The following is a 14694-nucleotide window of genomic DNA, read 5'->3' as shown; positions in this document are numbered from 1 at the left end:
GCCGCGGGTGGCTGAAAGGGCTCAGCGGTCGCGGTTGAAACGCGTCGTGATCCACAGCAGCAGGAGCAGGATGAAGAGGGCGCCACCGCCGGTCAGGAACGGGCTGAGGCTCTCATGGTTACCACCGTGCTCCTCGCCCTCGGCGGCAAGCGTGACCAACTGTGCGGCAGTGCTGTGGAAGCTCATCTCGGCAGGACCTATCCGATGGAGGTCCCCCCGCTCGAGCGAAGTCGAGAGTGGGGGAGCGCGGGACAACTACGTCGGCCCATCGTAAGCGGGTGCCCCGGCGACGATCACGTCGACTCCGCCGTTGGGGAAGCCTGTTGCCGCGCGCGACGGTCACCGGCACCCCGTACGACGGTCACCGCGCCGGACACCCCCGCGCGGAGCTTTCAGTCGTCCTCGCGCTTGTACCCCCGCAGCAGGAACCAGGCGGTCAGGGCCAGCCCGACGATCATCACGATCAGCACGACGCGGAGCAGATCGCCCGGGCCCTGCTTGTCTGCCGCGCTCGCGGCCTCGGTGAGCCAGGCGGCTGCGGGGATGTGCTCCATGGCGTACGACTCCTTCTCTGTACTGCCCGTCAACGGTATCTCCGCCTAGGCTGGGCCGTGCCTTGGGGGCACATAGGGCACTCCGACGCGCATGGGGGAACACATGTCCGACGACAGTCATCAGGGGAACGGGCACGAGAAGGTGCCGAGCAGGCAGCGCAGGCGCTTCGAGGGGATCTCCTCGCGGGCGTACGAACACCCGGCGGACCGCTCGGCCCTGGTGGCCCTGCGCAAGCTCACCGGCTTCGACACGGTCTTCAAGGCCCTGAGCGGCCTGCTGCCCGAGCGCAGCCTGCGGCTGCTGTTCCTGTCCGACTCGGTGCGCGTCTCGGACGCCCAGTTCGCGCACCTCAACGCCATGCTGCGGGACGCCTGTCACATCCTGGACCTGGAGAAGGTCCCGCCGATGTACGTCACCCAGGACCCGCAGCCGAACGCGATGTGCATCGGCCTGGACGAGCCGATCATCGTCGTCACGACCGGCCTCGTGGAGCTGCTGGACGAGGAGGAGATGCGGGCCGTCGTCGGGCACGAGGTCGGCCACGCGCTGTCCGGTCACTCCGTCTACCGCACGATTCTGCTCTTCCTGACCAGCCTCGCCCTCCGGGTGGCCTGGATCCCGCTGGGCAACCTCGCGATCATGACCATCGTGACCGCGCTGCGGGAGTGGTTCCGCAAGTCGGAGCTGTCGGCCGACCGGGCGGGGCTGCTCGTCGGGCAGGACCCGCGGGCCTCGATGCGCGGACTGATGAAGATCGCGGGCGGCAACCACCTGCACGAGATGAACGTGGACGCGTTCCTCGCGCAGGCCGAGGAGTACGAGGCCGGGGGCGACCTGCGCGACTCCGTGCTCAAGATCCTCAACGTCCTCAACCGTACGCACCCCTTCACCACGGTGCGCGCCGCCGAGCTGAAGAAGTGGGCCGAGTCCCGCGACTACCAGCGGATCATGGACGGTCACTATCCGCGGCGCAGCGAGGACAAGGACACCTCGGTCTCGGACTCGTTCCGGCAGTCGGCGTCGAGCTACGCGACGGATGTGAAGAACTCCAAGGACCCGCTGATGAAGCTGGTCAGCGACATCGCGGGCGGGGCGGGCGACCTCGGCGGCCGGGTGCGGCGCGGCTTCGGCGGCTTCGCGGGCGGCTCCCCCAAGGACGCTCCGCAGCGGGACGGCGACCAGGGCCCCGGTGACACCGGCCCGGACGACGGCCGCCCCGGCGACGACCCCGGTTCCCAGGGCGACGCGGGACCCAAGGGCGACGGCTGACCGGACCCCGCGCCGGTCGCCGGTCGCTGATCTCCGGGCGCGGCCGCGTGGCACCGCCCGGAGATCGGTGGGCGCCGGCGCGCGGGTCGGGTCAGGTCCTCGGCTGCGCGTTCGTCGCCAGCGACCCGCACAGCGCCGTCGCGCTGCCGGTCGCGTACGGGTCGGTGCCGGCCGGGCCGCCCGCCTTCGCCGTCTGCCCGGCGAGCAGGGGACGCAGCCGGTCCGCCGAGGCGTCGGCGCAGGCGAGCGGTCCGGCCTGGAGGGAGGAGACGACCAGCTCGGCCTGGTGCATGCGCAGGTCGTCGCGGTCGAAGCGGAAGTGCAGCTCGCGCCGGACGGTGAACAGGGAGGCCTTCGCACGGCTGTCCGCGCCTGTCGGCTTGAGGGCGTAGACGAACGTGTGGTCCGCGACGACCTCCAGGGTGTCCGGGTCGGATTCGGCGGCCTGCAGGGTGCCCTGCACCCGGATCCTGAGGTCGGCCAGCTCGGTGCGGGCGGTGTCGAAGCGCACCAGCCAGCCGGTGGGCGCGTGCCGTCCGTCGGCGGCCGGGTGGGTGAAGCTCTGGTCGAACTGGTCGAGCTGCTGGGGGTCGAGCAGAATCCGTACCGGCCGGTCGGTGCCGCCCGTGAGCACCTCCGGGTCGAGCGAGGACTTCACGAGGTAGTCCTTGGCGGTCGTCAGGGCGGCGACGACCTGGCTGTCCGAGAAGTGCGCGGTGCGGCGGGAGGCGGGCAGCGCGATGCCCTCGGCACCGACGCCGAACTGCGCCGCGGGACTGTGCGCGTACAGGTCGTCGACGTTCACGGCCCCCGGCACGGGGGTCTGGGGCGCGAGGGGTATGACCGTCATGCGCAGCGGCTCCGGCGGCTGGGCGACGGGGTTCTCGTAGGGGTGTCGTACGCCCATGTAGATCGCGGTGCCGAAGGCGACGGCTATCAGCAGGACCAGGATCAGCGCCTGCCGGGACAGGCCGCGCTGCAGAGCGGGACGGCGGCGTACGGCCGGGGAGTGGTCGGCCATCCGCTCGCGCGCGGAGAACTCCTGGAGGCGGGCAGCGCGGACGAACGACTCGTCGAAGACGACGGATCGGTACTCGTCCTCTCCACCTGCGGGAGCGCCCTCGGGTGTCCCCTCAGGAGGGTCTCCAGGCCCGCCCATACCTTCAGAGTAGGTCTCCGGGGCCCCCGGTAAACGCGGTGGTGCACGACAAGTTCTGACAGGATCCCACCAAGACCACCCGGGATCATCAGGGTGTTCGAAGGGTCGACAACGCCGCTGGTGTCACGGGGTTCGGGGCACCGCCGGCACGGCCGGGTGGGAGTACTGGGCCGAAGCCGAGGGCCCGGTGCCGGTGACCTTGTCCCGGCCTTGTTCGAGGCCTGTGGAGGCCGGTGACGGGACCTGGTCCTGGCGGCCCGAGGAGGCCCCCCGGTAGACCGCCGTGAAGGCCAGGGCGACCATGCCGATGCCCATCACCACGGCCAGCACCCAGGCCACCGGACGGTGCCAGCGGGCCTGCTTCCCGTAGGCCCTGCCGTACGCTCCCGGCGCGCCGTAGCGGCCTTCCAGGACCTCGGCGTCGTCCAGGCCGTCCCGGTCCGGGTCACGTCCGTGTCCGCGGTGGCCGTCGGGCCCGAAACCGTCCTCGTAGCGCTCGTCGTCGCCGCGGGTGCCCCGGGCGTGCGCCCGGCGCGCTTCCGCCTCGGAGGCCTCCGCGCGGGCCTGAGCGGCTGCCAGCAGGCGTTCCACGGCGGTCGGCTCATGGATCACCGCCGCCCGTACGAAGTCCTCGTCGAAGACCACGGAGGCGAACTCTTCGTCCGCACCCCCGCGGTCGTGGTCGTCGTCGGGCTCCCAGCCGTCAGGGAACGGCGTGCCCCCCACGTCCTCCGGCACGGATCCAGAGTAGACCTGGGGGGTCATTTTGGGCAGACGGTACGGAAATTCATCCGCCTGTCGAGACGCCTCTGGCGCGGGCCTCGCCGTCGCGCGCCGTATGACCTGCGCCGCGCGCCCCGCGCCCCCGGCGCCCCGGTGTCTCAGCGCCGGATGTGTCCGTCCCCCGTGACGATGTACTTGGTGCTCGTCAGCTCCGGCAGCCCCATGGGCCCCCTGGCGTGCAGCTTCTGCGTGGAGATGCCGATCTCCGCGCCGAAGCCGAACTGTCCGCCGTCGGTGAACCGCGTCGAGGCGTTCACGGCGACCGTGGTGGAGTCCACCAACTGGGTGAAGCGGCGGGCCGCCTGCTGCGAGGTGGTGACGATGGCCTCGGTGTGGCCGGAGGTCCACAGCCGGATGTGTTCGACGGCCCGGTCGAGGGAGTCGACGACCGCGGCGGCGATGTCGTAGGAGAGGTACTCCGTCTCCCAGTCCTCGGGCGTGGCCTCGACGACGGTGGCCTTGGAGCCCTTGGCGTAGGCGAGGACGCGCTCGTCGGCGTGCACGGTGACTCCGGCGTCCGCGAGGGCGTCCAGGGCGCGCGGCAGGAACTCGGGCGCGATGTCCTGGTGCACGAGGAGGGTCTCGGCGGAGTTGCAGACGCTGGGCCGCTGGGCCTTGGAGTTGATCAGGATGTCGATCGCCATGTCGAGGTCGGCGTTCGCGTCGACGTACACGTGGCAGTTGCCGGTGCCGGTCTCGATGACGGGGACGATGGACTCCTGGACGACCGTACGGATCAGCGAGGCGCCGCCGCGCGGGATGAGGACGTCGACCAGACCGCGGGCCCGCATCAGTTCGCGCACCGACTCGCGGCCCTCGCCGGGCACCAGCTGGATGGCGTCGGCGGGCAGCCCGGCACCGCCCACGGCGTCGCGCAGCACGCGGACGAGGGCGGTGTTCGACTCGAAGGCCGAGGAGGAGCCGCGCAGCAGGACCGCGTTGCCGGACTTCAGGCAGAGGGCGGCGGCGTCGACCGTCACGTTCGGGCGGGCCTCGTAGATGATGCCGACGACACCGAGCGGGACGCGGACCTGGCGCAGATCGATGCCGTTCGGGAGGGTGGAGCCGCGCACGACCTCGCCGACCGGGTCGGGCAGCGCGACGACGTCCCGTACGTCCGAGGCGATGGCGCGGACGCGCTCGGGCGTCAGCGTGAGCCGGTCGATGACGGTCTCGCTGGTCCCGGCCTCCCGGGCCCGCGCGATGTCCTTCGCGTTGGCCGCGACGATCTCGCTCGTACGGACCTCCAGCGCGTCCGCGATGGCGAGCAGCGCGTCGTCCTTCTCGGCCCGCGGCAGCGGTGCGAGGTCGGCGGCGGCGGCCTTGGCGCGGTAGGCGGCCCGGGTGACCGGAGACATCGAGTCGTACGGCGAGAGCGTGGTCATGTCGGAAGGGTAGTGCGCCGGACGTGTCCGGCCGGCCGTTGTCCCACACCCCGAGACACCCTCAAAAGGGGTGAACTCCCACCGGAGTGGCCGGAAGCGGGCCGTACCCTTCCGCGATGCGCTGGTGGTAGGTCTCGCGGTCGATGACCTCCAGGCCGACGATCTCCCAGGGCGGGAGCTTGGCGGTCTGCCGGTGCTCGCCCCACAGGCGCAGTGCGACGGCCGCCGCGTCGTGCAGGTCGCGGGCCTCCTCCCAGTAGCGGATCTCCGCGTGGTCGTTGGCGTACCGGCTGGTCAGCAGGAAGGGGTGGTCATGGGCCAGTTGTTCCAGTCCTCGCCGCACCTCCTTCAGCGGGGCCTCGCCGCCCGAGACGCTCAGCGTGACGTGCCACAGCCGCGGCTGGTCGGCCGGCTCCTCGCCCTCGAAGGTGTCTCCGGCCGCGACGCTCGTCAGGGCCCGTTCCTCGCCCGCCGCACGGGATGGGGCTCCCCCCGCTCGCGCGGAGCCGAGTGTGGGGGAGGCACCACCGCGCGACGCCGCCGCCCCAGGGCGCACTCGTCTCACGACGGCCTCCTTCACGCAATGGTCGTCACACAACCTCGGGGTCTCCCTGCAACAAAGTTGAGCAGGTGGGGAGCGCCCGCGTGGCGGTTTTACGGAGTTTCACCGCGCCGCGACGGGCGTCCGCGAAACGTTCACACCAGTTTTCGGCCGGGGTGCGGCGATTGGCCCCCTGGTCGTACACCGGCGCTACGGCGCACAGGTGCCGCGGACAGACGTCCTACGGAAACAGGAGCACCAGGTCGTCGCGGTGGACGACCTCGCGTTCGTAGGCGGGGCCCAGTTCGCGCGCCAGCTCGCGGGTGGAGCGGCCGATGAGCTGGGGGATCTCCTTGGCGTCGAAGTTCACCAGACCCCGGGCGACCGCGCGGCCACCGCTGTCGCGCAGTTCGACGGGGTCGCCCGCGGCGAAGTCGCCCTCGACGGCCGCGATGCCGGCCGGCAGCAGCGAGGTGCGCCGGTCGACGACGGCGCGCACGGCCCCGTCGTCCAGGATGAGCGCGCCCTGCGGGGTCGAGGCGTGCTGGAGCCACAGCAGCCGGTCGGCGGAGCGCTTGCCGGTGGGGTGGAAGTAGGTGCCGGTGTCCCCGCCCGCCAGGGCCTCGGCCGCGTGCACGGCGGAGGTGAGCACGACGGGGATGCCCGCGGCCGCCGCGATCCGGGCGGCCTCGACCTTGGTGACCATGCCGCCGGTGCCGACGCCCGCCTTGCCGGCGCTGCCGATGTCGATGTGCGCGAGGTCCTGCGGTGCGCGCACTTCCGCTATCCGCGAGGTGCCGGGCCGGGCGGGGTCGCCGTCGTAGACACCGTCCACGTCGGAGAGCAGGACCAGCAGGTCGGCGCGGACGAGGTGGGCGACGAGGGCGGCGAGGCGGTCGTTGTCGCCGAAGCGGATCTCGTCCGTGGCGACCGTGTCGTTCTCGTTGACGACCGGCAGGGCGCCCATCGCGAGGAGCTCGTCGAGGGTGCGGGCGGCGTTGCGGTGGTGGGCTCGGCGGCTGGTGTCGTCGGAGGTGAGGAGCACCTGCCCGACACGGATGCCGTGGCGGGCGCAGGACGCGGTGTAGCGGGCGACCAGGAGGCCCTGGCCGACGCTGGCGGCGGCCTGCTGCCGGGCGAGGTCCTTGGGGCGGCGCCGCAGGCCGAGCGGGGCCAGACCGGCGGCGATGGCGCCGGAGGAGACGAGGACGATCTCCTTCTCACCGCCGCTGCGGTGCTTGGCGAGCACGTCGACGAGGGCGTCGACACGGTCCGCGTCGAGGCCGCCGGCTGCCGTCGTCAGCGAGGAGGAACCCACTTTGACGACCATCCGGTGGGCCCGCGTCACGGCCTGCCGTACCGCTGCCGCCCGCCCTGTCGCGTTTCCTTCCGCGTGCCCTGCCACCTGCGGTGTGTCCCCTCGTAGGTCCGGCCGTCCCGCCCGGCAATCTACGCGAAGGGGCCGGGCCGACGCCTCCCGGTCCAGCTGGCGGACGCCTCCGCGTAGTCGCCCGCTCACGGCTCGCGTATGCAGAAAAGGTTGTACACGTTCCTCATGGAACTTAAAGAGGGCGCAAAGATAAGTTGAACGTTGTGGCACCTAATGTTCATCCAGTGAAGCGCATACTCCTGAGATCAGGGAAAAGCCCGTACGACGCCGTTCCCGTGGAGCAGGCCCTCCACCAGGACGTCTTCGCCACCAACTCGGGCAACCTGATCTTCAGCGACGCCGCGCACAAGATCCTCGAGATCCCGGGTACGGAGGTCGTGTCGAACGGCATCCGCACCAACGTCGCGGCCGCGGGCCGGATCAACGAGGAATACGACGCGTTCGTCGTACCGCTGGCCAACGCCTTCCGGCCCTCGTTCGAGCCCCAGCTCAGGCGCCTGACGCAGCTCATCAGCAAATTGCGGATCCCCGTGGTCGTGCCGGGGATCGGCGCGCAGGCCGGCCTGGACTACGACCCGGCCCGGCTGAAGCCGATGGAGCCGGCCGTACGGGAGTTCGTCGCCGCGGTTCTCGACCGCAGCGCGTCCATCGGGGTGCGCGGCGAGTTCACCGAGCGCTATCTGAAGGACATGGGCTTCCGCGACGTCGAGGTCATCGGCTGTCCGTCCATGTTCATGTACGGCAAGGACCTCGACGTCCGCAAGAGTGCTCCCGCGCTCGGTCCCGAGTCCCGGATCGCGGTCAACGCTTCGCACAGCGCGGTGAAGTCCCAGGGCCTGGACCGGGTGATCCGCGGGACGCACACGCGCTACCCGTACCTGCGCTTCGTCGGACAGAACCTGAGTGACGCCCGCCAGCTGCACTGGCGCGACCTGTCGGACCCGAACGGCTCCGTCACCGCGATGCCCACCCACCCGGACCACCCGATGTACCGCGAGGGCAAGGTCCGCGTCTACATCGACCCCGTCACCTGGATCGACGACCTGCGGGACTTCGACTTCTCGTTCGGCTCCCGCATCCACGGCAACATCGCGGCACTCCTCGCGGGCACGCCCGCGACCGTGCTGTGCGGCGACTCGCGCACCCTGGAGCTGTGCCGCTACTTCGACATCCCGCACCGCAGGATCAACGCGCTGCCGCGGGATCTCGACCCGGCCGAGCTGTACGCGGAGGCGGACTTCGGCGCGCTGACGGGCGGCCACCAGGAGCGCTTCGAGCGTTTCACGGGCTTCCTGGACCGCAACGGCCTGCCGAACACCTTCACGCACGGCGACGGGGGCGCCGCCTTCGACAAGCGCATGGCCTCGCTCACCTTCCCGGCCGGCGTCCGGCCCTGGAACGACGCCGACGTGGCCTCGCTCACCACCCGGTTCGGCTGGCTGCAGACCCGTATCACCGAGCTGTCCGCGGACAACGCCAAGCTGAAGCGTGACCTCGACCGGGCCCGGAAAGGGGCCCCGAAGGCCCTGGCGCAGGCCGCCGTCCCGCAGCGCTCCGTCTACCGCATGGCGCGCCGCGCGGTAGGGCGCCCACTGCGCAAGGCGCTGCAGTCGGGCCGCCACTAGGGCCGCGGCGCCAGGGTCCGTCGTCCCGCCCGCACCGCCGCCCCCACCCCCGCGGGGTCCGTACTCCCCCGGTACGCACCCCGTCGACGCCCGTTCCGTACGCCCCCAGGGCGGCGGAACGGGCGTTTCGCGTCATCCCTCCGCGCGGCGGGGTCCCAGCACCCTGCGGGCCACCCGGCGGGCGGTGCGCATACCGGGGATGTGGGCGGCGGGCGCGAACTTGAAGCTGTCGATGGTGACCGTCTCGCGGCTGGTCGGGACGAACCAGCCGTCCGGGATGGGCGCTTGCTTGTCACGGAAGTGCGGGTACCCGAGATAGGCCTTGCGGCTGCGCGGGTCCACGTGGAGCGCGGGCGCCTTCTTCTTCCTGAGGAACTCCAGGAGGTCGACCAGGAGGTCGGCCCGGCCCAGCCCGGCCAGGTTCACCCGCAGCCGCTCGCTGACCTTGAGACGGTCGGCGACGCCCTCGGTCCAGTACGCGTCGATCAGCGGCTTGGCCAGCGCGAGCTTGTCGCGTCTGACCTCCTCGTCGTCCTTGAGGAAGACGGGACCGAACTGCGGGAGCAGGGTGATGAGGAAGGGCCGGACCATCAGGCCGTCGCGGCGCTTGCCCGCGGGCACGTGCTCGGCGATCAGACCCATCAGGGCGCGGGCGGAGTCGAAGCGCAGCCGGTAACCGCCGCTCTTGGTCACGTGCTTGCCGTCCTCGCGGCCGACCAGGTAGTAGCAGTCGTAGTCGGCGACCACGGAGACACCGTCGGCACGGAGGTAGGCCTCCATGGTGAACAGGGCGTCCTCGCCGGTCTTCAGCGACTCGTCGAAGTGCATGCCGTGCCGGGTGAGCAGCTCGCGCCTGAAGAGCTTCTGCGCGCTGAGCGTGAACTTGATCTGCGAGGAGAAGACGTCCGTGCGGGGCAGGGTCTTGCCCCACATCGACTTCGGGGCGGTGCGGTTGACCCCGATGACCTTGCCGAGCACGACGTCCGTGCCCTGCGCGTCGGCCATGGCGACCATGCGCTCCAGGGCCTCCGGGCCCAGGTGGTCGTCGGCGTCGAGGAAGAAGACGTAGCGTCCGCGGGCCTTGTCGAGGCCGACGTTGCGCGGACCGCTGGGGCCGCCCGAGTTGGCCTGCCAGATCACGGTGACCGCCATGGCCGCGCGCGCCGCGAACTCCTCCAGGTGCTCCCCGGTGCCGTCCATCGACCCGTCGTCGACGGCGATGACCTCGATCCGGTCGGGACCGAGGGTCTGGTCCTCCACCGACTGCAGGCACTTCACCAGGTAGGGCATGGCCTCGTACGCCCCGATGATCACGCTCACATCAGGCTGCGTCACTGTCACGTTTCCCCATCATCATCAGAATATTTCCCCCGTATCACCGCAAGGACTACTTGATAGACGGACGAAAGTGCCGATCGGTTGCCTGACAAGCCCTCATGTGTGACGCGCTTCACAGAAATAGCCCGGCTCCGAGGGTGTATCTCGGAACCGGGCTCTGTCACACGCGCGCGGACGACCGGGGGCCGGCCGGCGGCGAGGGGACGGTCAGATCACCCCTTGACCGCCGCACCGCCCGTCTCGCCCGCGGTGGCGGCCCGCTGACCGGGCACCGCGCCCGTCGGCTCCACGGCGGCGGCGGCCGCTCCGGCCTTCTGGCCCTGGTTGCGCACCCGGGACTTCTCCGCCAGGGCACGCACCGCACCGTTGAACTGCTCGATCGACGTCGGCTCGTCGGGGCCCAGCAGATACCGCTTCAGCTCCCGGCGATCGGTGGCGAGCGCGTCCGCCGACGGGTCGACGATTCCGGCGAGCAGCTCGTCCAGCTCGACGGCCGAGTTGGAGAGGATCACGGCGGCGCGCACCGCGGTGTTCTGCCGCTTGAACTCCTCGACGCCCAGCTCCGCGGAGTCCGTCACCGCGTACGGCTTGCCGCTCGCGATGAAGTCGGAGACCACGCTGGATATGTCCGAGACCATCGCGTCGGAGACGTTGAAGCAGTCGTACAGGCGGGGCTCGGCGCCGGTGATGACCCGGTGCTCGGCGCTGCCGAAGGAGCGCCAGTAGGCGTCGTTCCACTCGGCGCGCAGCCGGGCGACCTCGGCATGCGCCGCGAAATCGATCACACCGTCACGGGTGGCCTCGGCATCGTCGCCGCTCTCGGTGACACCGGTCAGCCGCTCGATACGGGCCGCGATCCGGGCCAGCTCGGTCACGGCGGCGCTCCGGGCCGCCGCGTCACCGGTGAAGCGGGGGTCGGCGACGCGTTCGGCGGCCGCCTTCTCGACCAGCGCGACGATCCTCTCGTGCGCGGCCTTGGCCCGCGAGCTGCGGGTGCCGGTGAACGGGTGCGGCTTGTAGAGGACACGGACGGGCGGATCGGCCCGCACCAGACGCCGGACGATGTTCTCGCCGGCCAGCAGGATCGAGGTGTTGCCCGGGTTGTCGTCCCAGCCCTCCCAGGTGGGGGCGTACAGGATCGTCGGGCAGCTTCCTTCGGCGGCCGCGCCGGAAAGCCCGTCCTGCGTGTCCCGCGAGGTCCGGATCGGCGCGAGCTGCGGGCGGCCGACCTCGGCGATGTCGTCGTCACGGACGCCGACGTCGGCGATGGCGTAACGGTCGCGGCCCGCGCGGCCGGCGGTCCACACCTCGTCGTACGCCTTGCTGAACGGGTTGACGCTGGCCAGCTTGTCGCTGTCGCCGTGCCCGATGAAGACGTGCTTCATGGTGGGGACGCGCAGCAGGTGGATGTTCTTGCCGACGTTCGCCGCGTACAGCGCGACGCGCACCGTGGACAGGTCCATGTTCATCAGGTGCACCCCTCCGGGCACGCAGATGACCGGGACCGTGGTGGGCGCCATGCGGTCCAGGACGGCCCGCTCGCGCAGGATGATCAGCGGCCGGGTGTCCAGCTGCTCCATCGTCTCCAGCCACATGTTGACCTGGTACGCGGAGTCCTTGGAGCCCGAGAAGTAGAGCACCGTCTCCGGGCGGTACGCGCGCAGCCAGTCGTCGAGGGCCGCCAGAACCTTGTCGGCGTCCGGCGGGATCCTTCCGCCCCGCACGAACGGGACGAGGGCCATGACGTATCCGAAGGCCAGCAGCAGTGTCACCGCGATGCCCGCGTAGCCGTAGACGGTGTCGTCGGTCGCCGCGGAGACGAGGAGGCCGGCGACGGCCACCAGGTCGAGGTGGAGCATCTTCTCGGCGGCCCGGGAGAGCAGGCGGCGCGACGGCGCGTCCGGGATTCGGACACGCGGGTCCAGATCGACGTTGCGGGCGGCGATGGGCAGCTTGCGGCGCAGCGCGATCAGCGTGACCAGCGCGCCGTGCGGTGCCTGGAAGCCGTAGAAGGCCAGGAAGCACGCAATAGCGGCGCTGAAGAGCACGCCGGTGGACAGGTCGAGCCTCGCCAGGAGCAGGACTAGCAGCAGCTCCCGGATCAGGAACCTGATGGACACACCGGCCCGCACCTTGCTGAGGCGGTTGACCAGATAGCTGCCGCGCCGGTGCAGATAGTGGTCCGCCAGATACGTCACGGCGGCCGCGGCCGCGAAGGCGCCGACGCTCGGCATGAGCGCGGCGAGCATCAGGCAGGGGAAGCCCAGCATCATGAGGGCCGCCGCCGCCAGCTCGGCCGCGCTGCCTACACGGGCAACGCGAATAGCGGTGGAAATCACGGAGAAACCTGCTCTTGAGGGGTGAGTGCCGGTTTGATACCAAAAGTTGTTTTGATACCGAGATGAGCCAAAAGAGAAAGACCGAACCCTAAGGACACAGGCCCTTGTGAATTCGCGGTGAACACGCGAACACAAAGGCCTGAATTCCAAAAGGCTATTCTTTTTGATTATGCCACGCCGTCCTGGCGGTCCAGGACGCTGGCCAGAGCCGCCTCGAAACCGGAGGCGCGGCCCGCGCCCGCCGTCGGGTCCTGCTGCCGTACGTCGATGACGTGACCGGTGAGCTCGGAGAGCAGCACGTCCAGTGACGTGTGCGCGACGGCCTCGGAGGACAGCAGCGAGCCCGCGGGCTCCTGACCGAACGCCTTGGTGCGCATGGGGGTCGCGGTGCGCTCGGGGTTGATGCAGTTGACGCGGATGCCGTCGCCGGCCCACTCGTCGGACAGCGCCTGGGTGAGGTTCACCATGGCGGCCTTGGTGGAGGAGTAGAGGCTGTACTCGGCACGGCCGCGGGTGTAGCTGCTGGAGGTGTAGAGGAGCAGCTGGCCGTTGGTCTCGGCGAGGTACTTGTACGAGGAGCGGGCGATCTGCACCGGGGCCAGGTAGTTGACCTTCAGCGCTTCCTCGATGGTCGCGTTGTCCGTCTCGGCGAGCTTGCCGATGCGCAGCACGCCGGCGGTGTTGATCACGTAGTCGATGCGCCCGGTCTCCGCGTAGGCCGTGGACAGCGCGTCGTCGACCTCCTCCGGGTTCTCGACGTGCGTGCCCGTGGTCGAGCGGCCGAGCGCGTAGGTCTTCGCCCCGTAGCCCCCGGCGAGCTCGGCTATGTCCTTGCCGATGCCGTACGAACCGCCGAAGACCACCACGGTCTTGCCGGTGAGCAGCTCGCGGTAGGCGGCCTCGTCGGCCTGCTCGGGCGCGGCGGTGGAGGCGAGCTGGAAGAGCTTGTCGGCGATGAAGACGTCGACGGGCTGGGTGACCTTCATGTTGTACTCGTCACCCGCGACGACGTGGATCGGCACGTCCGGCAGGTACTTGAGCACGACCGAGCAGTCGTCGGTGGCCTGGAAGTTGGGGTCACCGGCCGCGACCTCGTACGCGCGGCGGATCGTGGACAGCTTGAACGCCTGGGGCGTCTGGCCGCGGCGCAGCCGGGAGCGGTCCGGGATCTCGGTGATGAACTCGCCGTCCTCGCCGTGGGTGCGGGTCACGATGATCGTGTCCGCGGACGGGATGGCGACGTCCACGGCCTGGAAGCGCTCCAGCGCGGTCACACAGTCGTCGATCACTCGCTCCGACAGCAGCGGGCGTACGGCGTCGTGGAACAGGACGTTCGCGTCCTCGCCCTCGGCCAGGCCCTCGCCGAGGGCGGCGATGGCGCGCTCGGTCGTCTCGTTCCGCGTCGAGCCGCCCTCGATCACCTTGGTGACCTTCTTCAGCCCCGCCTTCGCGACGATCTTCTCGACGTCCGGGACATAGCCCGGGGCCATCAGCACGATGATGTCGTCGATCGAGTCGGCCTGCTCGAAGGTGGTCAGCGTGTGCTCGATGACCGCCTTGCCGGCGATCTTCAGCAGCTGCTTCGGAATCGACAGACCCACGCGCTGGCCGGTGCCGCCGGCCAGGATCACTGCGGTGGTACGGGGCTTGGCAAAGTGCTCAGACACAGGCGACCTACCTTGGGACGACAGGGAACCCACGGATGGTCCCACTTACGGTTACCGCCATGCAAGGCGAGCGCCGCCTACTGCATATGTGCGCGCAACCAGTTATTCACCTTGCATGCAGGCCACCTCGAGAGTGCCGGATGAATTGTCCGGATTTGCTGTGAGTAACTGCACACGTCCCGTCCGCGATTCTCACCTTCGCTTCATGCGCTTGCGCATCAGGTGACCCAGGACACGGACGAGTTCCCCCTACGACGTCTGATGAACCGGTCGGATCGCGCGAACGCGCGGGGACTCCGCGGCGCCCATGGCGAGCGCTCCGTAGAGTGCCTGGGCGGCCCCGGAGGGGCGATCCGCGGCGCGCCCCGCGCGGTGCCGGGCCGCGGCGGCGGCGGTACGGCTCACAGCGGTGCCGGGTCGCCCGGAATCCGTACGCCAAGGCGCGGATTCGCTCGGACCTCTCGGCGCCAATGGCCCCGGAGGCCACCAGGGCCCACAGCGGAGTACTGATCCGGACGTCCTCCGATGGCTGACGGCAGGCATTTCCTCCTCCGCGGGACCGCGCCGTTGCACACGGGTTTCGAATAGATCCCGTCCTGAAGTCCATTTCCGCGCAATTCCCTGTCGCGTATGCGCAGCATTT

Annotated in this window: 12 protein-coding genes; 2 read left to right on the top strand and 10 right to left on the bottom strand. The window is 70.4% G+C overall.

Features of this window, described 5'->3' with window-relative positions:
- Window positions 1–21 precede the first annotated feature (21 nt).
- Both ABZV34_RS03365 and ABZV34_RS03360 read right to left on the bottom strand, forming a co-directional pair.
- Window positions 22–186, bottom strand: coding sequence for a hypothetical protein (locus ABZV34_RS03365; protein WP_356270997.1), 165 nt, complete (start codon window positions 184–186; stop codon window positions 22–24).
- Window positions 187–392: 206 nt separating this feature from the next.
- The gene (locus tag ABZV34_RS03360) at window positions 393–587 is read right to left on the bottom strand and encodes a hypothetical protein (RefSeq protein WP_356271249.1); all 195 of its coding nucleotides are present in this window, start codon (window positions 585–587) and stop codon (window positions 393–395) included.
- 70 nt (window positions 588–657) lie between these two features.
- Here ABZV34_RS03360 and ABZV34_RS03355 point away from each other — a divergent pair, with 70 nt between their 5' ends.
- A complete protein-coding gene (locus ABZV34_RS03355; protein ID WP_356270996.1) occupies window positions 658–1824 on the top strand; it encodes a M48 family metallopeptidase in 1167 nt (388 codons plus the stop codon).
- A gap of 91 nt (window positions 1825–1915) precedes the next feature.
- Here ABZV34_RS03355 and ABZV34_RS03350 read toward each other — a convergent pair whose 3' ends face one another.
- The 5 genes from ABZV34_RS03350 to proB all read right to left on the bottom strand — a co-directional run bounded on the left by ABZV34_RS03350 (window position 1916) and on the right by proB (window position 7022).
- Window positions 1916–2983 carry a hypothetical protein gene (locus tag ABZV34_RS03350; RefSeq protein ID WP_356270994.1) on the bottom strand — a complete coding sequence of 356 codons (1068 nt, stop codon included), beginning with the start codon at window positions 2981–2983 and terminating at the stop codon, window positions 1916–1918.
- 123 nt (window positions 2984–3106) lie between these two features.
- Window positions 3107–3748: a hypothetical protein gene (locus tag ABZV34_RS03345; protein WP_356270992.1), complete on the bottom strand. Its 642-nt coding sequence runs from the start codon at window positions 3746–3748 to the stop codon at window positions 3107–3109.
- A gap of 116 nt (window positions 3749–3864) precedes the next feature.
- Entirely contained in the window at window positions 3865–5151 is a 1287-nt protein-coding gene (locus tag ABZV34_RS03340; protein ID WP_356270990.1) for a glutamate-5-semialdehyde dehydrogenase, read from the bottom strand.
- Window positions 5152–5212: 61 nt separating this feature from the next.
- On the bottom strand, window positions 5213–5707 hold the full coding sequence (locus ABZV34_RS03335; protein WP_356271238.1) for a hypothetical protein: 495 nt from the start codon (window positions 5705–5707) through the stop codon (window positions 5213–5215).
- Between the two features lie 226 nt (window positions 5708–5933).
- Window positions 5934–7022, bottom strand: coding sequence for a glutamate 5-kinase (proB, locus tag ABZV34_RS03330; protein ID WP_356271237.1), 1089 nt, complete (start codon window positions 7020–7022; stop codon window positions 5934–5936).
- A 284-nt stretch (window positions 7023–7306) separates the two neighbouring features.
- On the opposite strand from proB, the gene ABZV34_RS03325 reads away from it, so the two are divergent.
- Complete coding sequence (locus tag ABZV34_RS03325) at window positions 7307–8707, top strand: polysaccharide pyruvyl transferase family protein (protein ID WP_356270988.1); 1401 nt, start codon at window positions 7307–7309, stop codon at window positions 8705–8707.
- Between the two features lie 132 nt (window positions 8708–8839).
- Here ABZV34_RS03325 and ABZV34_RS03320 read toward each other — a convergent pair whose 3' ends face one another.
- From ABZV34_RS03320 to ABZV34_RS03310, 3 genes are all read right to left on the bottom strand, one after another.
- Window positions 8840–10048, bottom strand: a complete 1209-nt coding sequence (locus tag ABZV34_RS03320) for a glycosyltransferase (protein ID WP_356270986.1) — start codon at window positions 10046–10048, stop codon at window positions 8840–8842.
- 209 nt (window positions 10049–10257) lie between these two features.
- Window positions 10258–12384 (bottom strand): hypothetical protein, encoded by a 2127-nt coding sequence (locus ABZV34_RS03315; protein ID WP_356270984.1) that lies wholly within the window; start codon window positions 12382–12384, stop codon window positions 10258–10260.
- 167 nt (window positions 12385–12551) lie between these two features.
- A complete protein-coding gene (locus ABZV34_RS03310; RefSeq protein ID WP_356270982.1) occupies window positions 12552–14051 on the bottom strand; it encodes a bifunctional cytidylyltransferase/SDR family oxidoreductase in 1500 nt (499 codons plus the stop codon).
- Window positions 14052–14694 lie beyond the last annotated feature (643 nt).

Origin of the sequence: Streptomyces sp. NPDC005195, from assembly GCF_040608315.1 — a bacterium.
Classification (GTDB): domain Bacteria; phylum Actinomycetota; class Actinomycetes; order Streptomycetales; family Streptomycetaceae; genus Streptomyces; species Streptomyces kaempferi.
This window is presented reverse-complemented; position numbering and strand designations above follow the sequence as displayed.